The organism is Actinomycetospora sp., assembly GCF_036497245.1.
Classification (GTDB): Bacteria; Actinomycetota; Actinomycetes; order Mycobacteriales; family Pseudonocardiaceae; genus Actinomycetospora.
In genome coordinates, this window is record NZ_DASXJS010000083.1 from 1 (window position 1) to 20,931 (window position 20,931).

Genomic DNA, 20,931 nt, shown 5'->3' on the forward strand with positions numbered 1-20,931 from the left:
CGAGGACTGGCCGTTGCTGCGCTGGCGCATGGCCGACAACGCCAAGCGCACCAGTCGGTGGCTGGGGGACGCGATGGACAACCGGCCGGACGTCCTCGACGCGGTGCACGACGCCGTCGCGGCGCACGGTCCGCTCGAGGCCCGCGAGGTCGAGCAGGTGCTGGGCGACGGCGGCGAGCGCCGGGCCCGCGCCTACGGCGGGTGGTGGCACCGCTCGGACGTCAAGGTCGCCTGCGAGCACCTGTTCGCCACCGGGGTCCTGACGACGGGGACCCGGCGGGGCTTCCGTCGCGCCTACGCGGTCACCGAGGACGTGCTGCCGCCGGAGGTGCTGGCGCGCGACCCGGAGCGCGGCGAGGCGATGCGCGAACTCACCCGACGCGCCGCGGCCGCCCTCGGCGTGGCGACCGAGCCGGACCTGCGCGACCACTACCGCCTCCCGCCCGCCGAGAGCCGCCTTGCGGTGACCGAGCTCGTCGACGCGGGCGAGCTCGTCCCCGTCGAGGTGGCGGGCTGGGGCGCTCCCGCCTACCGGGCACCCGACGCGCGGCTCCCGCGCAAGGCCACCGGGCGGGCACTGCTCGCGCCGTTCGACCCGTTGGTGTGGTTCCGCCCGCGCACGGAACGGATCTTCGGATTCACCTACCGCATCGGGATCTACACGCCCGCCGAGCAGCGCACCCACGGCTACTACGTCTTCCCGTTCCTGCTCGACGGGCAGCTGGTCGGCCGGGTGGACCTCAAGACCGACCGGGCGGCCGGGTTGCTGCGCGTGCCCGGGGCGTTCGCCGAGCCGGAGTGCGTCGAGCGCGGTGCCGACGAGGACCGCGTGGCGACGGAGATGGCCGGGGCGCTGCGGGACATGGCGGCGTGGCTCGGGGTGGGCGACGTCGTGGTGGAGGGCGGCCCCCTCGCGCCTGCCCTCTCCCGGGCGCTGGGCTACGCGCGGGCGTAGCCGCACGTCGGGTCGACCAGCGCGGCGTGGGAGCCACCGAGGTCACGTCGGTCGGGTCTCAGGAGTTCGGGCGGCCCTCGACGGGCACACCAGGCAGCCGCCGACCGTCTGTAGCGTGCGCCAGGTGCTCGTGATCAACGGATGGGACGGCCGACGCTCCGAGTCCCACCATCCGCCCCGGCGAGGGGCACTGGGCGCATCCCAGGAGGCCCGCGGACCTGCCTGATGTGCTCGTGATCACAGGGTCGGGTGGCGTCGATCAACTGTGGATGAAGCGGACCCCGGGCGGGAGCGCCCCGGTGCGTGAGGTGCGGGCGAGCACGGCGAGCAGGGTCTCCCGGAACGCCTCGGCGGCCCGGGTCGGCGCGACGTCGGTGCGGTGCGCGAGGGCGATCGTGCGATGGGTCCACCCGGATCCGTCGAGGCGCGTGGTCCGCAGCCCGGGGCGGCCCGCGAGCACGAGGCTCGGGACGATCGCGACGCCCAGGCCGCGCTCGACCATCCGCAGCACGGCGTCCATCTCGCCGCCCTCGACCGCGATGCGTGGGGTCACGCCGGCCGCGGCGCACGCGGAGAGGACGACCTCGCGCAGTTCGTAGCCGGGCCGGTGCACGACCAGCGGGTGGCGGGCCAGCTCGACGATGCCGGCGTGGTCCCCCAGCGCCTCGTCGAGCCCGACCTGCCCGCCCGCCGCCGAGACGGCGACGAGCTCCTCGCGCAGGACCGGCGTGAGCCGCAGGGTCGACTCGGTCGTGGCGGACCCGCCCCGTGCTCCCGCTCGCGTGTAACCCGCTCCGGACGCGCCGGGTCCGCGGCTCTGCTGGTGGATGACCAGGGCGAGGTCGAGCTGGCCGTCCTCGAGGTCGGCGACGAGGTCCTGGGACCCGCTCTCGGTGATCTGCAGCGAGATGCCCGGGTAGCTGGCGTGGAACACCGCCAGGACGTCCGCCACGACCCCCACGCACAGGCTCGGCGTGGCCCCCAGCCGGAGGCGCCCGCGGCGCAGCCCGGCGAGCTCGGCGATCTCCAGGCGGGCGGTCTCGACATCGGCCACGATGCGCCGGGCCAGGGGCAGCAGCGTCTCGCCCGCGGCCGTGAGTGTGACGTGATCCCGACCCCGTGTGAACAGGGTCTCGCCGAGATCATCTTCGAGCGACTGAATCTGCCGGCTCAGCGTGGGCTGCGCGATCCGCACCTCGCCCGCTGCCTGCACGAACCGTCCGGAGTCGGCGACCGCCAGGAAGTAGACGAGCTGTTTGAGGGTCACTCCCATAGCTTAAGAGCATCGCTGGACCGACTTGCATGCATTGGCCGTCGGCGTGTTCCCAGGCTTAGCGTGTCGCTCGTGGTCATGACCCAGCGCAACATCGTCACGAGGACGTGGGGATCGTCCGTCGGCAAGAAGTCCGTCATGGCCGTGACGGGCGTGATCTTCTTGCTGTTCGTCATCGCCCACATGATCGGCAACCTGAAGATTTTCTTCGGCCAGGAGACGTTCGACGCGTACTCGGAGCACCTGCGGACGCTCGGGGCCGAGATCTTCGGCTACGGCGGCATCCTGTGGATCATCCGCGTCGTCCTCGTCGGGTCGGTGCTCCTGCACATGGCCGCGGCGTTCTCGCTCTGGTACCGCGCCAAGCGGGCCCGGCCGATCGGGTACCAGCACAAGGCCTACCCGGGCAGCTACGCCGCCCGGACGATGCGCTGGGGCGGCGTGATCATCGCGCTGTTCGTGATCTGGCACATCCTCGACCTGACCACGGGGACCGTGAACCCGGACCCGGGCGGCGGCGCCTACGAGAAGCTCGTCGCGAGCTTCGACCGGCCCGTCGTGGCGATCTTCTACATCGTCGCCATGATCGCCCTGGGCTTCCACATCCGTCATGGCCTGTGGTCGGGCATCCAGACCCTGGGTGGCAACTCCGCCATCCGGCAGAACTCCTTGAAGGCGTTCTCGCTCGTCGTCGCCGTCGTGGTGACCGCGGGCTTCGTGATCATTCCGCTGTCCGTCATGTTCGGCCTGGTGAGGTGAGGAATGTCTGAGCTGCAGCAGGAGCCCACGTCGAAGCAGGGCGAGGGGCACTTCGCGCTCGGCGACCCGATCGCTGACACGCGGGCGCCCGACAGCCCGATCGGCGACCGGTGGAGCGACCGCAAGTTCTCCGCCCGCCTCGTCAACCCGGCCAACCGCCGGAAGATGAGCGTGATCATCGTCGGGACCGGCCTGGCCGGTGGCGCCGCGGCGGCCACGCTCGGCGAGGCCGGCTACCACGTGAAGTCGTTCTGCTTCCAGGACAGCCCGCGCCGGGCCCACTCGATCGCCGCCCAGGGCGGGATCAACGCCGCCAAGAACTACCGCTACGACGGCGACTCGGTGCACCGGCTGTTCTACGACACGATCAAGGGCGGCGACTTCCGCTCCCGCGAGTCGAACGTGCACCGGCTCGCTGAGGTCAGCGTCAACATCATCGACCAGTGCGTCGCGCAGGGCGTCCCGTTCGCCCGCGAGTACTCGGGCCTGCTCGACACCCGCTCGTTCGGCGGCACGCAGGTCTCCCGCACGTTCTACGCCCGCGGGCAGACCGGCCAGCAGCTGCTGCTCGGCGCCTACCAGGCGCTGAACCGCCAGATCACGGCCGGCACCGTCGAGATGCACCCGCGCACCGAGATGCTCGACCTGATCGTCGTCGACGGCCGGGCCCGCGGCATCGTCGTGCGCAACCTGCTCACCGGTGAGCTCTCGACGCATTTCGCCGACGTCGTCGTGCTCGCCTCCGGCGGTTACGGCAACGTCTACTACCTGTCGACGAACGCCAAGGGCAGCAACGTCACCGCGTCCTGGCGCGCCCACAAGCGCGGCGCCCTGTTCGCGAACCCCTGCTACACCCAGATCCACCCGACGTGCATCCCGGTCTCCGGGGAGTACCAGTCGAAGCTGACGCTGATGTCGGAGTCGCTGCGCAACGACGGCCGGGTCTGGGTCCCGAAGGAGCGCGGCGACTCGCGATCGCCGGACCAGATCCCCGAGGACGACCGCGACTACTACCTCGAGCGGATCTACCCGGCGTTCGGCAACCTGGTGCCCCGCGACATCGCCTCGCGGGCGGCGAAGTCGATGTGCGACGCCGAGCGCGGGGTCGGCCCCGGTGGTCTCGGGGTCTACCTGGACTTCAAGGACGCGATCGCGCGTCTCGGCCGCCACGCCGTCGAGGCCAAGTACGGCAACCTCTTCGAGATGTACGAGCGCATCACCGGTGACGACCCGTACCAGGTCCCGATGCGCGTGTACCCCGCCATCCACTACACGATGGGCGGGCTGTGGGTCGACTACGACCTGCGCTCGACGATCCCCGGCCTGTTCGTCACTGGCGAGGCGAACTTCGCCGACCAAGGCGCGAACCGCCTCGGCGCCTCGGCGCTGATGCAGGGTCTGGCCGACGGGTACTTCGTCCTGCCCACCACCATCTCGGACTACCTCGCCGACGCTCCCTTCGAGCCGATCGAGGAGTCCCGCGACGAGGTCCGTGAGGCCATGGACTCGACCCGCGGGCGCATCGACAAGCTGCTCTCGGCAAACGGGAACCGCACCGTCGACTCGTTCCACCGCGAGCTGGGCCACCTGATGTGGGACCACTGCGGGATGGAGCGGACCGCCGAGGGCCTGGAGAAGGCGCTCGACCGGATCCCCTCGCTGCGCGAGGAGTTCTGGCGCGACGTCAAGATCGTCGGTTCGGGGGAGGGCCTCAACCAGTCCCTGGAGAAGGCGGGCCGCGTGGCGGACTTCCTCGAGCTCGGCGAGCTGATGTGCATCGACGCGCTGCACCGCAACGAGTCGTGCGGCGGTCACTTCCGCGCCGAGAGCCAGACCGAGGACGGCGAGGCCCAGCGCGACGACGAGAACTTCTCCTACGTCGCGGCCTGGGAGTACGGGGGTGGCGACAAGCCGATCCTCCACAAGGAGGACCTCGACTTCTCCTACGTCCACCCGAGCCAGCGCAGCTACAAGTAAGGGCACCGATGAAGCTCACTCTGCGCGTCTGGCGGCAGCAGAACGCCGACGCCAAGGGCAAGATGGTCAAGTACAAGCTCGACGACGTCGAGGAGGACATGTCCTTCCTCGAGATGCTCGACGTGCTCAACGAGAAGCTGGTCCTCGACGGCGAGGACCCGGTCTCGTTCGACCACGACTGTCGTGAGGGCATCTGCGGTTCGTGCGCCATGGTCATCAACGGCACCCCACACGGCCCGCAGCGCAACACCACCACGTGCCAGCTGCACATGCGGCACTTCTCCGACGGCGACACGATCGACGTCGAGCCGTGGCGGGCGCGGGCGTTCCCGGTGGTGAAGGACCTGGTCACCGACCGCAGCGCCTTCGACCAGATCATCCAGTCCGGCGGCTACATCAGCGCGAACACCGGCTCCGCGCCGGACGCGCACGCCATCCCGGTCGACAAGGTCTCGGCCGACGACGCGTTCGACGCCGCGACCTGCATCGGCTGCGGGGCCTGCGTGGCCGCCTGCCCGAACGGCAGCTCGATGCTGTTCACCGCCGCCAAGGTCACCCACCTCGGCCTGCTCCCACAGGGGCAGCCGGAGCGGCAGACGCGCGCGATCAACATGCTCGCCAAGCAGGACGAGCTCGACTTCGGCGGGTGCACCAACGTCGGCGCATGCGCCGAGGTGTGCCCCAAGGGCATCCCGCTGGCGTCGATCTCGCGGCTCAACCACGACGTGCTGGGCGCGACCCTCTCGGGGGCACGCTCGGACTAGGCACTCGCCCGCTCCGCCCGATCGCCCCGCCCGATCGCCCGCTCCGCGCGAGCCGGAACGAACGACTCGTTCGTGCACATAGAAGCCACGAACGAGTCGTTCGTTCCGCTGGGTGGAGACGGTTCCGGCGGGGCGGGGCGGGGCGGGGCGGGTGGGCACGGTTCTGGCCGGCACCGGGCCGGGACGCCGTCAGGCGGGCGCCGCGGACTGCACGCGCGCGCTGCCTGCGGCGGCGCGCCCGCGGATGCGCAGCGGCGCTCCGGCGGTCGCGTCAGTGCCGGTCTCGGGCCGGGTGCGGCTCACCGGGAGGTCCGACGACGCCGAGCCCGCCGCCGAGCGCAGGTCGACCGACGCCTCCACCCCGGGGTGCACGCCGACCCGCACCGAGCCGGCGCCCGTCGAGAGCTCCAGGTCGCCCGCGGAGGCGTCCCGGACGGTGACGTCGCCGCTGCCGGCGCGCACCGAGAGGTCCGCGGCGACCCGCGCCACCGCGACCGAGCCGCTGCCGGTCACCACCTCCGTCGAGGCCCCGACGTCCCCGAGCGTCACGTCGCCGGCGCCGCCCTTGACCCGCAGCACCCCCGCCACGCGCCGGACGGAGACGTCCCCGGCGCCGCATCGGATCGCGCCGCGCGCGGCGATCTCCTCGACGGCGACGGTGCCCGTGGTGCGGATCTCGACCTCGCCGGGCCGCCCGGTGACGTCGACCGGCGCGGCCCCCGCGTGCACGGCCACCCCGCAACCGGCAGGGGCGTGCACGGTCACGGCCAGCGTGACGGCCCGCAGCATCACCTCACGGGGCCCGCGCACGGACAGCCGCCCGTCGGCCAGCGTGATCTCGACGCCCTCCACGGCGCGGCGGGCACGCTCCTCGGGGTCCTCCCCGGGGTTCGCGCCGAGCCCGGTCATCGCGCCCAGGTCGAACCCGAAGCGTCGTTCGAGCCCGCCGGCGGCGTCCATGAGACCCGCGAGACCGCGGACCCAGCCGGGCGCCTCCTCGGGGTCGGCGGTCACCTCGACCCGCACCTCGCGGGTCGCCGTCGCCTCGCCGCCGTCGGGCCCCGGCGTCGTGGCCTCCGAGGTGGTCGCCGAGGCGGCCTCCCAGGTGGGGGCGGCGGTGTCCGGGCGGAGCCGGACGTCGACCCGACCGGTGTCGATCTCGACGAGGAGGTCGACCGGCCCCTCGACGTCGTGATGCTCGGTCCTGCTCGGCGCGCTCATCCGCGCACCCACCCCGAGACGCCGGAATCGCCCTGGTCGTCGTCACCCGACGACGACCGGTCGCGCGGCTCCTCGCCGGACCCCGGGCGGTCCCCGCCGTGGCCGTCCCACCCGGAGCCGTGCCGATCCCGGTCCCGGCCGTGGCCGCGGAACCGTCCGTGACCCCACGAGTCGTGCAGCGCTCCCTGCACGGCCTGCGAGATCCACGAGTTGAGCGACATGCCCTGGGAGGCGGCGGCCTGCTCGGCCTGGCCCTTGATCTGGTCGACGAGGCGGAGGGTCATCCGGGAGATGTCGCCCATGTCGGCGGGGCCGGCGCCCGGGCGGGCGAATCCCGGCCGGTCGGCACCGGGGCGCGAGAACGCGCCGCCCGGGCCCACGAACGGGCTCGACGACGGCCCGGCGAAGAAGCCCCCGGCGGACGGCTCCTCCTCGGCGGGCTCCTCGGGAGCGGCCCGGTCGACGACCACGTCCACCTCGCGGCCACGCAGGCGCAGCGAGACGGAGTGGTCGTCCAGGGAATCGGAGATCTCGGTGGCGAGATCGGAGAGCGCGTTCATGAGGGCGAGGCGAACGGCGGGCTCGAGGGCCCCGGCCAGCGCGGTGCCGGCCCGGGCGGTCTGCTCGTCGCCCACGGACGCCGCGGCGGCGAGGTCGTCCCGCAGTGCGGTGACATAGGGCGTGAGGTCCATGCGCACCACAGTGACACCGTGACGACACCACAACAAGGGCCTGGTGTCGGTTCAGCGCTCGGCGAACACCGTCATGGTGTCATCGTGATGTCAGAAGTCGTCGGCGCTCTCGTGGTAGCGCCCACGACCCTCGGACGCGAGCCGCCGCAGCGTGAACCGCCGGGAGAGGCGGATGGCGGGCCGGATCGCCAGCTGCGCGGAGCCCACCACGAACAGCCACACGCCCACATCCTTGTCGGTCACGCCCTCGAAGAAGAAGAACGACCCGATGAAGAACTCCAGCGCGATGAGCGCGTCGTTGACGATGCTCGCCGTCTCGTAGCGGTCGCGGATCGTGATCTCGCGCCCGGCGAGGGTCAGGGTGATGTTCGGGTCGTCGGGGTCGTCACTCACCGGCTTGGCCATGAACGGGGACATACCCGGGAGCGGCACCGCGAGATCACCACGGACGAGCGGATACCGTGTCGGGCGTGGAGACCGTGGGGCCGCAGGTGACGCTGATCGCGAAGACCGAGTTCCTGCCACCGGCCGGGGTGCCGTGGGAGACCGATGCGGACGGGGGTCAGGCGCTCGCCGAGTTCGCGGGCCGGGCCTGCTACCAGTCGTGGACGAAGCCGAACCCCGCGACCGCGTCGAACGCCGGCTACCTGCGCCACATCCTCGAGGTCGGTCACCTCTCGGTGCTCGAGCACGGCAGCGTGAGCTTCTACCTCACGGGCATGTCGCGCAGCCTCACCCACGAGCTGATCCGCCACCGCCACTTCTCCTACTCGCAGCTCTCCCAGCGCTACGTGCCCGAGCGCGACGCCGCGATGGTCGAGCCCGAGGTGATCGCCGAGGACCCGGAGCTCCACCAGCTGTTCGCCGAGGCGGGCGCCGCCGCGCTCGCCTCCTACGAGAAGCTGCTGGCCGGGCTGGAGGAGCGCTTCGCGGACGAGCCCAACCGCACGCTGCGCCGCAAGCAGGCGCGCCAGGCGGCCCGGGCCGTGCTCCCGAACGCCACCGAGACCCGCCTCGTCGTCACCGGCAACTACCGGGCGTGGCGGCACTTCATCGCCATGCGGGCTTCCGAGCACGCCGACGTCGAGATTCGTGACCTCGCGGTCGCGTGCCTCGAGTCGCTGCAGGCCGAGGTGCCGAACGTGTTCGCCGACTTCGAGATCAGCGAGCTGCCCAGCGGGTCCCGGGTCGCGTCGAGCCCGTTCGTCGCCGAGGGATGATCGGCGGGGCGAGGGTCGGGCTCCGCTCGGCATCGTCTCCGGGCCGAGCGGGTAGCTCCTGCGCATGAGTGCCCTCCGGTCCGCCGGTGACGTGGCCGTTGCCGAGCGCAACGCCCTCGCCGACCTCTTCCTCGAGCGTGGGCCCGACGAGCCCACCCTCTGCGGCGAGTGGACGACGAACGACCTGCTCGCCCACCTCGTGGTCCGCGAGCGCCGGCCGGACGCCGCGCCCGGCATCCTGATCCCGCCGCTGGCCTTCTGGACCGAGCGCGTGCAGGGCCGCGCCGCCGAGCGTGACTTCGGGGCGAACGTCGCCCTCATCCGCGGCGGCCCGCCGTCCTGGAGCCCGATGGCGCTGCCGTTCCTCGCCGGGGTGGACGTCCAGGAGTACTTCATCCACCACGAGGACGTGCGACGCGCGGTCACCGGCTGGGCGCCGCGCCCGCCGGAGCCCGATCGCGACGGACTGCTCTGGAAGCAGCTCGCCCTGCTCGGGCGTCTGGCGTACCGCTCCAGCCCCGTCGGCGTGACGTTGGCGGCCCCGGACGGCCGCGAGCACGCGGTGAAGAGCGGCCCGCGCACCGTCACGGTCGTCGGCGAGCCCGGCGAGCTGCTGCTGTTCTCGAGCGGACGCGACGAGTGCGTCGTGTCGTGGCGGGGCGAACCGGCCGACGTCGCGAGCGTGAAGGCCACGGACCGGGGGCTCTAGGTCGGAGACGACGGGTGCTGATCGCCACGCTCGTGGTGTCGTGCCCCTCCACCATCACCCGCCCCAGCCCGGGGCGGTACGCTGGGTACGGCATGAGCACGCCCGCCGTTCGCACCCCGCCCCCTCACGGGGCCGGTGCTCGACACGCGCCCGGTGTGCGCTCTGCCACCCGAGACATCCCCGCGGCCCACGACGGGCCGCACCCGTGGGCGAGCGCCCCGCGAACCCGGCGTCGTCCCGTCGCCGGCCGGGCGACGCCCCTTGACCAGGAGGAACCCATTCCCAGCGAGAACCCCACCGGGGTGACCCGGTGAGCCGATCGACCGCACAGCGCCGCCGGGGCAACGGCGGCAGCCCGAACTCCCCGAACCAGAACGACCCGAAGCAGCAGAACAAGAACGGCCAGGACGCCGCGCACGACAAGCACGACTGCGGGCAGGGCTCCGGCGTACCGACCCAGTCGGTCCCGCAGACCTCCGGCGCCGTCGCCGACGTCCCCCCGAAGTCGCTCGCCGAGGGCGCCCTGCGCGTCGTCGCGCTCGGTGGTGTCGGTGAGGTCGGCCGCAACATGACCGTGTTCGAGTACGGCGGGCGGCTGCTCGTCGTGGACTGCGGCGTGCTGTTCCCCAGCGAGGAGTCGCCCGGCGTCGACCTCATCCTGCCGGACTTCCGCACCATCGAGGACCGGCTCGACGACATCGACGCGCTCGTGCTCACGCACGGGCACGAGGACCACATCGGCGCGGTGCCGTTCCTGCTGCGCCAGAAGCCGGACCTGCTCGTCGTCGGGTCCCGGTTCACGCTCGCCCTGGTCGAGGCCAAGTGCAAGGAGCACCGCCTCACCCCGCACCTGCTCGAGGTCCGCGAGGGCGAGCGCAACCACTTCGGCACGTTCGACTGCGAGTTCTTCGCGGTCAACCACTCCATCCCCGACGCCCTCGCCGTCGCGATCCGCACGCCGGGCGGCACGGTGCTGCACACCGGGGACATCAAGCTCGACCAGCTGCCCCTCGACGGCCGCCTCACCGACCTCGCTGGGTTCTCCCGGCTCGGCGACGAGGGCGTCGACCTGCTCCTGGTCGACTCCACGAACGCCGAGGTCCCGGGCTTCGTCACCCCCGAGCGCGACATCGCGCCGGTGATCGACGACGTTTTCCGCCGGGCCCCGAGCCGGCTGATCGTGGCCTGCTTCGCCAGCCACGTGCACCGCGTCCAGCAGGTGCTGAACGCGGCCGCCACGCACAAGCGCAAGGTGTGCTTCACGGGCCGGTCGATGGTCCGCAACATGGGGATCGCCGCGGACCTCGGCCTGCTCGACATCCCGGAGGGCCTGCTCGTCGACCTCGACGACGCCCTGCAGATGCCCGAGAAGGATGTCGTGCTGGTCTCGACGGGGTCGCAGGGCGAGCCGCTCTCCGCGCTCGGCCGCATGGCCCGCGGCGACCACCGGCAGATCACGATCACCCCGGGCGACACCGTGGTGCTGCTCTCCAGCCTCATCCCGGGCAACGAGACCGCGGTGTTCGCGGTGATCAACGGGCTGACGCGGCTCGGTGCCGAGGTGGTCCACTCCGGCGTCGCGAAGGTCCACGTCTCGGGCCACGCGAGCGCCGGGGAGCTGCTGTTCCTCTACAACGCGCTGCGCCCGCGCAACGTCATGCCGGTCCACGGCGAGTGGCGGCACCTGCGGGCCAACGCCGAGATCGCGAAGCGCGTCGGGATCCCGGCCGGCAACGTCGTCATCGCGGAGGACGGCGTCGTCGTGGACGTCGTCGACAAGCAGGCCGCGATCGCCGGGCGCGTCGAGGTCGGGCACGTCTACGTCGACGGCAACCAGGTCGGCGACGTCGGCGAGACGACGCTGTCCGACCGGCTGATGCTCGGCGAGGGTGGCTTCATCTCGATCACCGTCGCCGTCGAGGCGGCGACCGGGCGCGCGGTGGCGCCGCCGCGGATCTCCGGACGCGGGTTCTCCGACGACCCGAAGGCGCTCGAGAACGTCGTCTCCCTCGTGGAGATGGAGCTCGCGCGCACCGAGGCCGAGGGGATCACCGACACCCACCGCATTGCCCAGTCGGTGCGCCGGGTGGTCGGCAAGTGGGTCGGCGAGACCTACCGTCGCCGGCCGATGATCGTCCCGACGGTGCTGCCGGTGTAGGTGGGCTGCGCCCTCGTGAGCACTTTCCGGTGCCATAGCACCGGAAAGTGCTCACGAGGCGGAGCCACCCAGGACCTTCTCCAGGTGCCGGCGGACCGGTGACCACAGGTCCGGGAGCACGAGATCGACCTGGTCGAGCGTGTACCAGGCGACCTGCAGGCTCACCGCGATCTCCCCCGGCTGCGGCTCGGTCAGCGGGCGGGCGGCGATGTAGGTCGTCGCGATCCCGTCGGTCACGAGCCGCCCGAGCTGGCGGCCGGGCCGGACGCGCACGCGCGTCTCCTCCATGCAGCCCCGCTCGGCCGTCGCGCCCGGCGATTCGCGCGGTTCCGGGCGTCCGCCGGGCAGCACCGCGGGCGGGGTCTCGCCCGGCCGGTGCAGCAGCAGCAGGCCGGGCCCGGCGGTCACGACCGCCAGCACGAGGTGGCTCTCCCGGCTCATCCGCTCTCCCTACCACGGTTGATCGGGCGGGCCCGGGACCTGACCGGCGATCAGGCCGGCGCCAGGAGATCCACCGTGAGGGCGATCCGGTCCTCGGCCCCGTCGGGCGGGAGGCGCCCGGCGCGGGTCAGGGTCGCGAGCCCGTGCAGGGTGGCCCACGCGAGCTCGGCGTGGCGGTCCGGGTCGCCGGAGGGACCCGCGGCCACGTCGCCGGAGGCCCCCGGGCCCACCGCGTCGCGCAGGACGGCGAACGCGTCGTGCAGCGGCGCCGGGGTGTCGTGGCGGGCGAACGGCAGGGCGGCGAGGTCGAACATCGCCGTGTAGGTCGCGGGGTGGAGCGCGGCGAAGGCCAGGTACGCCGAGGTCAGCGCGGCCACGGCGGCGCGGTGGCCGGGACCGGTGTCGGCGACCGCCGCCCGCAGCGTCGTCGTGAGCTCGGCGAAGCCCTCGAGGGCGACGGCGGCGACGATCGCGTCCTTGCCGCCGGGGAAGTGGCCGTAGAGCACCGGCTGGCTGTACTCGATCCGGTCCGCGAGCCGGCGGGTGGTCACCGCGTCCCAGCCCTGGTCCTCGGCGAGCTCGCGGGCGACGGCGACGATCCGGCGGTGCCGGTCGGCGCGCTCCCGTTCCTTCCGGTTCTGGACGGCCATGACCGTGACTCTAGCAGTGCTAGATATTCGAGCAATGTTCGTCTAGCGTCGGCAGTCGAACTAGCAGCGCTAGAAAGTCGCGGGAGGCGTCGTGGACGTGCTGGGTGTGGTGACGGTGGTGGCGGTCGGTCTGCTCGTCGGTGTGGAGCTCGCGGTGGCGGTGTTCGTCAACCCGATGCTCGACCGGCTGCCGGGCGACGCCGGGCTCGCGGCCCGCAGTGACGGGGCGCGGGTGCTCGGGCGGGTGATGCCGTTCTGGTACTCCGGGTCGATCGTGCTGGGGATCGTCTGGGTGGTGCTGGAGTGGGGCGGCCCGGGGGTGGTGCCGGTCGGGGTGGCGACGGCGCTGCTGGCGGCGGCCATCGTCGTCTCGGTCGCGCTGCTGGTGCCGATCAACGACCGGGTGACGAGGTGGAGCGCCGGGGACGCGCCGAGCGACTGGCGTGCGCAGGTGGGGCGGTGGGACCGCCTCCACTACGGCCGCGTCGCGCTGCTGGTGGCCGCGTTCGCGCTGGTGGCGGTCGGCCTGCTCGGCGCGTGACCGGGGCCGATGGTGCTCCGGTGCCGGAGGATGGGCCGGTGCGCACCGCGACGCTGATCTCCCGGGTGAGCTCGCCGACCGTGCTGCTCGCGCTGCTCTACCCGGTGGTGGGCGCGCTCGCGGCCGGGTGGGCCGGCGTCGGATGGTCGCTGGAGGGGATGGTGTTCACGGTCGCGATCCCGGCGGCAATCGTCGACGTCGGGGTGCGGCGGGGCCGCTACACCGACCACCACCTGTCCCGGCGCGAGCAGCGGGCCGTGCCGCTGGGGCTGTCCGCGGCGTCGGTCCTGGTCGGGCTCGCCGTGCTGGCGCTCGCGGGCGCGCCGCGGGCCATCGTCGCGCTGCAGGTGGCCGTGCTCGTCACGGTGCTCGTGGTGACGGCCGTGACCCTCGTGTGGAAGGTGAGCCTGCACGTCGCGGTGGTCGGCGCGGCGGCGTGCGTGCTGACGCTGCTCGGGGGCGTGTGGTGGGCGCTCTCGTGGCTCGCGGTGCCGGTGGTGGGCTGGGCCCGGCTGCGGTTGACCGCGCACACGCTCGCCCAGGTGATCGTCGGATGCCTGCTCGGGGCGGGCGTGACGGGGGCGGTGCTGCTGATCGCGGGCGTAGCGTCCCTGCCGTGACGAGCACCCCGTCGGCCACCTGGGACCCGGACCTCTATCTCGACTTCGACGACCTCCGCTCGCGGCCGTTCGCGGACCTGCTCGCCCGGGTGGGGGCCCGCGCACCCCGGCACGTGGTCGACGCGGGCTGCGGGCCCGGGCACCTCACGACGATCCTCGCCGCCCGATGGCCCGCCGCGCGGGTGACGGCGTTCGACTCCTCGCCCGAGATGGTGGCCGCGGCACGCTCGCGGGGCGTCGAGGCCCGCCGGGCGGACGTCGCGACCTGGGAGCCCGACGACGACGTCGACGTCATCGTCACCAACGCCGTCCTGCAGTGGGTCCCCGGGCACCGCGACCTGCTGCGGCGCTGGGTCGGCTCGCTCCCCGACGGGGGATGGCTCGCGATGCAGGTCCCGGGCAACTTCACCGCGCCGTCCCACGAGCTGGCCCGGGACGTGGCCGAGCGCTTCGGCGTGCCGCTGCGGGACGCGGCGACCGTCGCGGAGCCCGCCGACTACGCCGACGACCTGGCCGGGGCCGGGGCGAGTGCGGTGGACGTCTGGGAGACCACCTACCTGCAGCGCCTCACCGGCGAGGACCCGGTGCTGCACTGGATCTCCGGGACGGCGCTGCGGCCGGTCCGGGACGCGCTCTCCGACGCCGACTACGCCGCCTACACCGCCGAGCTCGCCCCGCGGCTGCGCGAGGCCTACCCGCGGCGCGACGACGGCTCCACGTGGTTCCCGTTCCGCCGGGTCTTCGCCGTAGGTGCCTGCGGCTCGTGAGCACTGATCCGTGCTACGACACGGATCAGTGCTCACGAGCGCGAAGCGCACCTCTTGGACGCGTGTGGCTCCCGGGGCCCGTGGGGCGGCGCGGTTACCGTGTCCGCCATGGCCCGAACCGACACCTCCGCGCGCAGTCGACCCCTCACCCGGGGCCGCACTCCGCAGCGCACCGTGGAGTCGGCCCAGCCGGCGCCGCGCTCCCGCTCGGGGGCGGGCCGTAGCGGTTCGGGCCGTCGGGCGCCCGCCAAGGGCCGGGCGCCGGCGAAGGGCCGCACCCCCGCACGCAGGCCGACCCGCCGCGGTCCCGGCCCGATCGTCCGCGGCCTGCAGGGGGTCTGGACGCTGACCGCCCGCGGGCTCGGCTCCCTGGCGCGCACGGTCGGACGCGGCCGCGAGATCGACGCCGCCCACCGCCGGGACGGGATCGCGCTCGCGCTGGTGATCCTCGCGCTCGTCACCGCGGCCGGGCTCTGGCTGCAGGCGGGCGGGCCGATCGGGTCCGGGATCGAGACCGCGTTCCGCACCGTGCTCGGCTCCGTGGCGCTCGCCGTGCCGATGATCCTGCTCGGGGTCGCCGTCCTGCTGCTGCGCACCGATCCGGACCCGGAGACCCGCCCCCGCTCCGTCGTCGGGGCCCTGCTCCTGGGCCTGGGCGTGCTCGGGGTCTGGCACCTCACCGTGGGTGCCCCGACGACGCTGACCGGCCGCCAGGCCGGGGGCGGGGTCGTCGGGGCCGTCCTCGCCGACCCCATCACCGCGGGCGTGACGGTGTGGCTCGCGATGCCGGTCCTCGTCCTCGTCGCCGCCTTCGGCCTGCTCGTGCTCACCGGGACCCCGGTCCGCGACGTCCCGCACCGGGTCCGCTGCCTGATCACCGGTGAGCCGTTCGACGACGAGCACGACGACGAATGGGGGAGCGTCGACGACGTCGACCCCGCGGCGGCGGATGCCGGGGATCCCGACGCCGAGACCACCGCGCTGAGCCGCCCGCGCGGCTCGCGTCGCAAGCGCACCGCCGTCGCCGCCGACACCGAGACCACGGGGGAGCTGGACCCGGCCGACGCGGCCTCGCACCCCGCGCGCCACCGCGACGGCGAGGGCCCTGCGCCGGACGCAGCCGCCGAGGACGCGGCGGCGCCGGCCTCCGGGGAACCCGCTCCCGCACCGTCGCGACGCAAGAAGAAGGTCCCGGCCGCCGAGATCCCGGAGACCCCGCCGGTCGTCGACGCCCCCGACTCGGAGACCGATCCGCAGGCCGCGACCAGCTTCAGCTCGCACCGCGAGGTTCCGGAAGGCGCGGACGGCGCCGTCAGCTACCACCTGCCCCCGCCGGATCTCCTGGTGGCGGGCGAACCGCCGAAGGCCCGCAGCGCCGCCAACGACGCCATGATCGAGGCGATCACCGGCGTGCTGGAGCAGTTCAAGATCGATGCGCAGGTCACCGGCTTCGTGCGCGGCCCGACGGTCACCCGCTACGAGGTCGAGCTCGGCCACGGGGTGAAGGTCGAGAAGATCACCCAGCTGCACCGGAACCTGTCCTACGCCGCCGCGACGGAGAACGTCCGGCTGCTCGCCCCCATCCCCGGCAAGTCGGCGGTCGGCATCGAGGTGCCCAACACCGACCGCGAGATGGTCCGCCTCGCCGACGTCCTGACCAGCGGCACCGCCCGCCGCGAGACCCACCCCATGGTCATCGGGCTGGGCAAGGACATCGAGGGCCAGATGGTGCTGGCCAACCTCACGAAGATGCCGCACCTGCTGGTCGCGGGCTCCACCGGCTCCGGTAAGTCGAGCTTCGTCAACTCGATGCTGGTCTCGCTGCTCGCGCGGGCCACGCCGGACGAGGTCCGGATGATCCTCATCGACCCCAAGATGGTCGAGCTGACGCCCTACGAGGGCATCCCGCACCTCATCACACCGATCATCACCTCGCCGAAGAAGGCCGCGACGGCCCTGCAGTGGCTCGTCGAGGAGATGGAGCAGCGCTACGCGGACATGCAGGCCAACCGCGTGCGGCACATCGACGTGTTCAACGAGAAGGTGCGCAACGGGGACATCCAGGCGCCGCTCGGGTCGGAGCGCGTCTACCGGCCCTACCCGTACATCATGGCGATCGTCGACGAGCTCGCCGACCTCATGATGACCGCCCCGCGCGACGTCGAGGACGCGATCGTGCGGATCACGCAGAAGGCCCGTGCGGCGGGTATCCACCTGGTGCTCGCTACCCAGCGGCCGTCGGTGGACGTCGTCACCGGCCTGATCAAGACCAACGTGCCGTCACGGCTGGCCTTCGCCACCAGCTCGCTCACCGACAGCCGCGTGATCCTCGACCAGCCCGGCGCCGAGAAGCTCATCGGCATGGGCGACGCGCTCTTCCTCCCGATGGGCGCGGGCAGGACGAACCGGTTGCAGGGCGCCTTCGTCGGGGACGACGAGATCTCGGCGATGGTCGACTTCTGCAAGGAGCAGGCCGAGCCGGACTACGACGAGACGGTCACCACCGAGGCGGCGGGCGAGAAGAAGGAGATCGACCCGGACATCGGGGAGGATCTGGAGGTGCTCCTGCAGGCCGCGGAGCTCATCGTCACCAGTCAGTTCGGGTCGACGTCGATGCTGCAGCGCAAGCTGCGGGTCGGGTTCGCGAAGGCGGGCCGGCTCATGGACCTGCTGGAGACCCGCGGGGTGGTCGGGCCGAGTGAGGGCTCGAAGGCCCGCGACGTGCTCTTCAAGCCCGACGAGCTGGCCGACCTCATGGCCTCGCTGCGCGGCGAGCCCTCGCCGCGCAGCGCATCCGGCGGTGCGGGCGCTGAGGCCTCCGGGGGAGTCGACGACGGCGACGACCTCGATGGTGGCTATCCGGAGTAACCCGCTCGATCGGGTCAGCGTGTCCCCGCGGTGTCCATCGGGGGGTCTGCCAGGCTCCGCCGCACATCCCACGGGTCGGGGAGAGCGGACATGGCACAGCACGAGCTCAGGTCGGCGGTCGGTACGACGGACCGTCCTCCGCACCTCGCCGACCCCGTGATCGCCGAGCGGTTGATCGCCGACCCCGTGGTCGCCGACACGCGGCTCGCCGCCGAGCCGGCGGCCCCGGACGACGTGGACGCTCCCCAGGACCTCCCCGAGGACCCTGCGCTCCCCGCCGACCCCACGGCCGCCGACGACCCGGCCCCGGCCCGGGCGGTCACCCGCGAGCGCGGCCGGATCGCCGCCGACCTGCGTGGGGTGGTCGTCGACGCGCTGCACCGGCTGCTCGACACCCCGGCCGACGACGCGGGCCGCGGGCCTGCCGCGGGCCATGCCCGGTCCGCGCTCGACGCCGTACGCCGCGCGGCCGCCCTCGGCGGCCTCCCGGTCCCCGCGGACCCGCCCGAGGAGGTCCGGGGACGGGCGCTGCGCCCGGCGGGCCTCGTGGTCGGGACCCTGCTCGGGGCCGCGGCGGTCTCGCTGACCGCCCTCGTCGTCGTCCTGCTCCCGGCGAGCGTCTCCGCCGAGCCGCTGCTCGTCGTCGCGCTCGCGGTGGCCGTCGCGCTCACCGCCCGTCATGCGCCCCCGATGGCCTCGGGGGTCGTGCTCGCGACCGTCCTCGGGGTGCTCGTCCTCGCCGCGCCGTTCGCGGCGACGACCGCCCCGGCCACCGGCGCCGTCGCCGGCGCCGTCGACCTGCCCGTCGAGGCCGCGCCGGAGCCGGGGGAGTGCCTGCTCCTCGGGGTGGTCCTGGCCGCGGCCTACGCGGTCGGGCTGCACCGACGACGCCGGGCGACCGCCATCGGTCGCGGCAACCTGCTGCACGTCTTCGACGGGCACGCCCGCGGGGACGTCGACGCCAGGCTCGGGCTGGCGGCGCCCGCCCACCGCACCCTCGCCGCGGAGCTCGCCGTCCTCGCCGCCGCGGACACCGCCGAGCCGCGGCGCCTGCGGATCGCCCGCCACCGGATCGCCGGGGTGCTGCCCGCCCTCGAGGCCGTCGAGGCCGAGCCCGGGTGCCCCGTCGGTGAGGCCGACGCGGTCCTCGACGAGGGCCGGGTCGCGGTCCTGGTGGCCTCGGCCCGGCACGCCGCACAGCTCGGTGGCCAGCCCGCGACCCGCCACGGCGGACGCCCGCCGTCGGTGGTCGTCCGCGGCGTTCCCGGCCGTGGCAGGCCCGAGGTCGGGCTCCTCGCCGCGCGCCTGCTGGCCGAACTGGTCGCCGAGCTGGCCTCGCGTCCCGGGCCGGACGCGGCGTGCGTGACCGTGGAGCACCGCGACGACGCCGTGGTCCTGGAGGTCGCCTGCGGGCGCAACCGGGTGTCGGGGCCGCGTCCCGGCCGGGTCCCCGCGGCCCTGGCCGAGCGGGCCGCCCTGCTCGGCGGGACCGTCGAGGTGACCTCCTGCCGGGAGGCGCTCTCGGTCCGCGTCGCCCTCCCCGCTGCCGAGACCGTCCCGGCGCCGGCCGCGGCCGCGCCCGGGACGCCGCCGCGTGGGTCGGTGGCCGCGGCGTAGGTGGGCTCCGCCCTGGTGAGCACTCGGTGCGGTCATGGCGACACGTACTGCTCACCTGGTCGGAGGCCACCGGAATGCCGTCGACGGGGACGACGCCCGGGACCAGACTGCTCCCCCGTGGACCACCGACTACTCGTCTTCTGCCTCGCCGCCGCGGTCCTCATCGTGGTGCCGGGCCCGAGCGTGGTGTTCGCGGTCGGGCGGGCGCTCTCGGTCGGGCGCCGGCGGGCCCTGGCCGCGGTGGCGGGCAACGAGCTGGGGCTGATGGTGCAGGTCGCGGCGGTGGCCGGCGGGCTGGGGGCGCTCGTCACCGGGTCGGCGGTGGCGTTCACGGCGCTCAAGCTGGCCGGCGCCGCCTACCTCGTGGTGCTCGGCGTGAACGCGATCCGGCACCGCCACGAGGCGTTCGCCTCGCTCGGGCGCGCCGGCACGGTGCCCGACGGCCGGCGGGGCGCGGGTCGCGCGGTCCTCGACGGCCTCGCCGTGGGTGCGCTCAACCCGAAGAGCGCGGTGTTCTTCACCGCGTTCCTGCCGCAGTTCGTGGACCCGGGGGCGCCCGTGGCCGGCCAGGTCCTGCTGCTCGGCGCGATGTTCACCGGGATCGCGCTCGTCCTCGACAGCCTCTGGGTGCTCGCCGCCGGGACCGCCCGGGCGTGGTTCGCCCGCTCGCCGCGGCGGCTCGGGGTCGTCGGGGGCACCGGGGGCGTCGTGATGATCGGGCTGGGCGTCGGGGTGGCGGTGTCGGAGTAGGCCACCTACAGATCCAGCAGCATCCGGCTGTTGCCCAGGGTGTTCGGCTTGACGTAGGCGAGGTCGAGGAACTCCGCGACGCCCTCGTCGGCCGACTGCATCATCTCGAGGTACACGTCCTGGCTGACCGGCGAGCCCTCGATCTCGCGGAAGCCGTGTCGCTCGAAGAACTCCAGCTCGAAGGTGAGCACGAACAGGCTGGCCAGCCCCAGGGCGCGCGCCTGCGCGATCAGCTCGTCGACGAGGGCGTGACCGACGCCACCGCCCTGCACCGACGGGTCCACCGCGATGGTGCGGACCTCGCCGAGGTTCTCCCAGAGCACGTGCAGCGCGCCGCACCCGACGACCTCGTGACCGCGTACCGCGACCCGGAACTCCTGCACCGTCTCGTACAGCGTGACCAGCGGTTTGCGCAGCAGGATGTTGTCCGAGGCGAAGCCGTCGACCAGGGTCTTGATGCCGCGCACGTCGGCGGTGCGGGCGCGGCGCAACAGGATCGGCACACCGGCGGATCGGACGTTCCCGGACTGTGTGGTCGAGGGGGTCCCGCCGCTCGGCTCGGTCTCCGGGGTCATGGCCCTCCAGCCTAGGTGGCGCCTCGTCGCCGGGCCGGGCGCGACCCACCACGGCCCCACCCGGCGTCGCCTCCTCGACCCGGCCCGGAGGCGTCTACCCTGGACGGGTGCCTGAACGCGAAGAGCAATCCCGCGCGGGCGCACCCGGAACGGACAGCGCCGCGGACCACCGGGGCCGCGTGGCGCTCGTGACGCTGGGCTGTGCCCGCAACGACGTCGACTCCGAGGAACTGGCCGGCCGGCTGGCCGCGCAGGGGTGGGACGTCGCGGGCGGCGACGACGGGAGCGCCGACGTCGTCGTCGTCAACACCTGCACGTTCGTCGAGCAGGCCAAGAAGGACTCCGTCGACGCCGTGATGGCCGCGGGCGGGCCC

The 20,931-nt window shown here is 73.6% G+C and carries 20 protein-coding genes and 1 pseudogene; 14 read left to right on the forward strand and 7 right to left on the reverse strand.

Annotated features, from left to right (window positions below; all coding sequences use genetic code 11):
* On the forward strand, positions 1–955 hold a 955-nt coding region (locus VGI02_RS09110; RefSeq protein ID WP_331627011.1), incomplete at its 5' end, for a winged helix-turn-helix domain-containing protein.
* A gap of 259 nt (positions 956–1,214) precedes the next feature.
* Here the strand turns inward: VGI02_RS09110 and VGI02_RS09115 are convergent.
* Entirely contained in the window at positions 1,215–2,222 is a 1,008-nt protein-coding gene (locus VGI02_RS09115; protein ID WP_331627012.1) for a LysR family transcriptional regulator, read from the reverse strand.
* An 84-nt stretch (positions 2,223–2,306) separates the two neighbouring features.
* Here VGI02_RS09115 and VGI02_RS09120 point away from each other — a divergent pair, with 84 nt between their 5' ends.
* The 3 genes from VGI02_RS09120 to VGI02_RS09130 are packed head-to-tail and all read left to right on the forward strand — an operon-like array spanning position 2,307 to position 5,728.
* Positions 2,307–2,987: a succinate dehydrogenase cytochrome b subunit gene (locus tag VGI02_RS09120; RefSeq protein ID WP_331627029.1), complete on the forward strand. Its 681-nt coding sequence runs from the start codon at positions 2,307–2,309 to the stop codon at positions 2,985–2,987.
* A gap of 3 nt (positions 2,988–2,990) precedes the next feature.
* Positions 2,991–4,964 carry a fumarate reductase/succinate dehydrogenase flavoprotein subunit gene (locus tag VGI02_RS09125; RefSeq protein WP_331627013.1) on the forward strand — a complete coding sequence of 658 codons (1,974 nt, stop codon included), beginning with the start codon at positions 2,991–2,993 and terminating at the stop codon, positions 4,962–4,964.
* An 8-nt stretch (positions 4,965–4,972) separates the two neighbouring features.
* Positions 4,973–5,728, forward strand: a complete 756-nt coding sequence (locus VGI02_RS09130) for a succinate dehydrogenase/fumarate reductase iron-sulfur subunit (protein WP_331627014.1) — start codon at positions 4,973–4,975, stop codon at positions 5,726–5,728.
* Between the two features lie 189 nt (positions 5,729–5,917).
* Here VGI02_RS09130 and VGI02_RS09135 read toward each other — a convergent pair whose 3' ends face one another.
* The 3 genes from VGI02_RS09135 to VGI02_RS09145 all read right to left on the reverse strand — a co-directional run bounded on the left by VGI02_RS09135 (position 5,918) and on the right by VGI02_RS09145 (position 8,073).
* A complete protein-coding gene (locus tag VGI02_RS09135; RefSeq protein ID WP_331627015.1) occupies positions 5,918–6,949 on the reverse strand; it encodes a DUF4097 family beta strand repeat-containing protein in 1,032 nt (343 codons plus the stop codon).
* Entirely contained in the window at positions 6,946–7,641 is a 696-nt protein-coding gene (locus VGI02_RS09140; protein WP_331627016.1) for a toxin-antitoxin system HicB family antitoxin, read from the reverse strand. Before VGI02_RS09140 ends, VGI02_RS09135 begins: the two co-directional genes overlap by 4 nt.
* A gap of 90 nt (positions 7,642–7,731) precedes the next feature.
* The gene (locus VGI02_RS09145) at positions 7,732–8,073 is read right to left on the reverse strand and encodes a YrhK family protein (protein WP_331627017.1); all 342 of its coding nucleotides are present in this window, start codon (positions 8,071–8,073) and stop codon (positions 7,732–7,734) included.
* A gap of 38 nt (positions 8,074–8,111) precedes the next feature.
* On the opposite strand from VGI02_RS09145, the gene thyX reads away from it, so the two are divergent.
* The 3 genes from thyX (at position 8,112) to VGI02_RS09160 (ending at position 11,728) form a co-directional block, all read left to right on the forward strand.
* A complete protein-coding gene (thyX, locus tag VGI02_RS09150; RefSeq protein WP_331627018.1) occupies positions 8,112–8,861 on the forward strand; it encodes an FAD-dependent thymidylate synthase in 750 nt (249 codons plus the stop codon).
* A 64-nt stretch (positions 8,862–8,925) separates the two neighbouring features.
* The gene (locus VGI02_RS09155; RefSeq protein WP_331627019.1) at positions 8,926–9,570 is read left to right on the forward strand and encodes a TIGR03085 family metal-binding protein; all 645 of its coding nucleotides are present in this window, start codon (positions 8,926–8,928) and stop codon (positions 9,568–9,570) included.
* 310 nt (positions 9,571–9,880) lie between these two features.
* On the forward strand, positions 9,881–11,728 hold the full coding sequence (locus tag VGI02_RS09160; protein ID WP_414638227.1) for a ribonuclease J: 1,848 nt from the start codon (positions 9,881–9,883) through the stop codon (positions 11,726–11,728).
* A 51-nt stretch (positions 11,729–11,779) separates the two neighbouring features.
* Here the strand turns inward: VGI02_RS09160 and VGI02_RS09165 are convergent, their stop codons facing one another.
* Together VGI02_RS09165 and VGI02_RS09170 are read right to left on the reverse strand one after the other, a co-directional pair.
* A complete protein-coding gene (locus VGI02_RS09165; RefSeq protein WP_331627020.1) occupies positions 11,780–12,169 on the reverse strand; it encodes an NUDIX hydrolase in 390 nt (129 codons plus the stop codon).
* A gap of 50 nt (positions 12,170–12,219) precedes the next feature.
* Positions 12,220–12,819, reverse strand: coding sequence for a TetR/AcrR family transcriptional regulator (locus VGI02_RS09170; protein WP_331627021.1), 600 nt, complete (start codon positions 12,817–12,819; stop codon positions 12,220–12,222).
* Between the two features lie 91 nt (positions 12,820–12,910).
* On the opposite strand from VGI02_RS09170, the gene VGI02_RS09175 reads away from it, so the two are divergent.
* The 6 genes from VGI02_RS09175 (at position 12,911) to VGI02_RS09200 (ending at position 19,982) form a co-directional block, all read left to right on the forward strand.
* Positions 12,911–13,360, forward strand: a complete 450-nt coding sequence (locus tag VGI02_RS09175) for an anthrone oxygenase family protein (RefSeq protein ID WP_331627022.1) — start codon at positions 12,911–12,913, stop codon at positions 13,358–13,360.
* 38 nt (positions 13,361–13,398) lie between these two features.
* The gene (locus VGI02_RS09180; RefSeq protein WP_331627023.1) at positions 13,399–13,980 is read left to right on the forward strand and encodes a hypothetical protein; all 582 of its coding nucleotides are present in this window, start codon (positions 13,399–13,401) and stop codon (positions 13,978–13,980) included.
* Positions 13,977–14,747 carry a trans-aconitate 2-methyltransferase gene (locus VGI02_RS09185; RefSeq protein WP_331627024.1) on the forward strand — a complete coding sequence of 257 codons (771 nt, stop codon included), beginning with the start codon at positions 13,977–13,979 and terminating at the stop codon, positions 14,745–14,747. Before VGI02_RS09180 ends, VGI02_RS09185 begins: the two co-directional genes overlap by 4 nt.
* A gap of 108 nt (positions 14,748–14,855) precedes the next feature.
* Positions 14,856–17,615, forward strand: a complete 2,760-nt coding sequence (locus VGI02_RS09190) for a DNA translocase FtsK (protein ID WP_331627025.1) — start codon at positions 14,856–14,858, stop codon at positions 17,613–17,615.
* Positions 17,616–17,705: 90 nt separating this feature from the next.
* Positions 17,706–19,232: a hypothetical protein gene (locus VGI02_RS09195; RefSeq protein WP_331627026.1), complete on the forward strand. Its 1,527-nt coding sequence runs from the start codon at positions 17,706–17,708 to the stop codon at positions 19,230–19,232.
* A 117-nt stretch (positions 19,233–19,349) separates the two neighbouring features.
* Positions 19,350–19,982 (forward strand): LysE family translocator, encoded by a 633-nt coding sequence (locus tag VGI02_RS09200; RefSeq protein WP_331627027.1) that lies wholly within the window; start codon positions 19,350–19,352, stop codon positions 19,980–19,982.
* Positions 19,983–19,987: 5 nt separating this feature from the next.
* Here the strand turns inward: VGI02_RS09200 and VGI02_RS09205 are convergent, their stop codons facing one another.
* Complete coding sequence (locus VGI02_RS09205) at positions 19,988–20,557, reverse strand: amino-acid N-acetyltransferase (RefSeq protein ID WP_331627028.1); 570 nt, start codon at positions 20,555–20,557, stop codon at positions 19,988–19,990.
* Between the two features lie 179 nt (positions 20,558–20,736).
* On the opposite strand from VGI02_RS09205, the pseudogene VGI02_RS09210 reads away from it, so the two are divergent.
* Positions 20,737–20,931, forward strand: a pseudogene (locus tag VGI02_RS09210) (MiaB/RimO family radical SAM methylthiotransferase); the annotation flags it as partial.

Excerpts from the sequence above, each read along its gene's own strand:
- VGI02_RS09120 (WP_331627029.1), top strand. The coding sequence starts at position 2,307 with ATGACCCAGCGCAACATCGTCACGAGGACGTGGGGATCGTCCGTCGGC.
- VGI02_RS09195 (WP_331627026.1), top strand. The coding sequence starts at position 17,706 with ATGGCACAGCACGAGCTCAGGTCGGCGGTCGGTACGACGGACCGTCCT.
- VGI02_RS09140 (WP_331627016.1), bottom strand. The coding sequence starts at position 7,641 with ATGGACCTCACGCCCTATGTCACCGCACTGCGGGACGACCTCGCCGCC.
- VGI02_RS09125 (WP_331627013.1), top strand. The coding sequence starts at position 2,991 with ATGTCTGAGCTGCAGCAGGAGCCCACGTCGAAGCAGGGCGAGGGGCAC.
- VGI02_RS09130 (WP_331627014.1), top strand. The coding sequence starts at position 4,973 with ATGAAGCTCACTCTGCGCGTCTGGCGGCAGCAGAACGCCGACGCCAAG.
- VGI02_RS09135 (WP_331627015.1), bottom strand. The coding sequence starts at position 6,949 with ATGAGCGCGCCGAGCAGGACCGAGCATCACGACGTCGAGGGGCCGGTC.
- VGI02_RS09165 (WP_331627020.1), bottom strand. The coding sequence starts at position 12,169 with ATGAGCCGGGAGAGCCACCTCGTGCTGGCGGTCGTGACCGCCGGGCCC.
- VGI02_RS09190 (WP_331627025.1), top strand. The coding sequence starts at position 14,856 with ATGGCCCGAACCGACACCTCCGCGCGCAGTCGACCCCTCACCCGGGGC.
- VGI02_RS09170 (WP_331627021.1), bottom strand. The coding sequence starts at position 12,819 with ATGGCCGTCCAGAACCGGAAGGAACGGGAGCGCGCCGACCGGCACCGC.
- VGI02_RS09155 (WP_331627019.1), top strand. The coding sequence starts at position 8,926 with ATGAGTGCCCTCCGGTCCGCCGGTGACGTGGCCGTTGCCGAGCGCAAC.
- VGI02_RS09205 (WP_331627028.1), bottom strand. The coding sequence starts at position 20,557 with ATGACCCCGGAGACCGAGCCGAGCGGCGGGACCCCCTCGACCACACAG.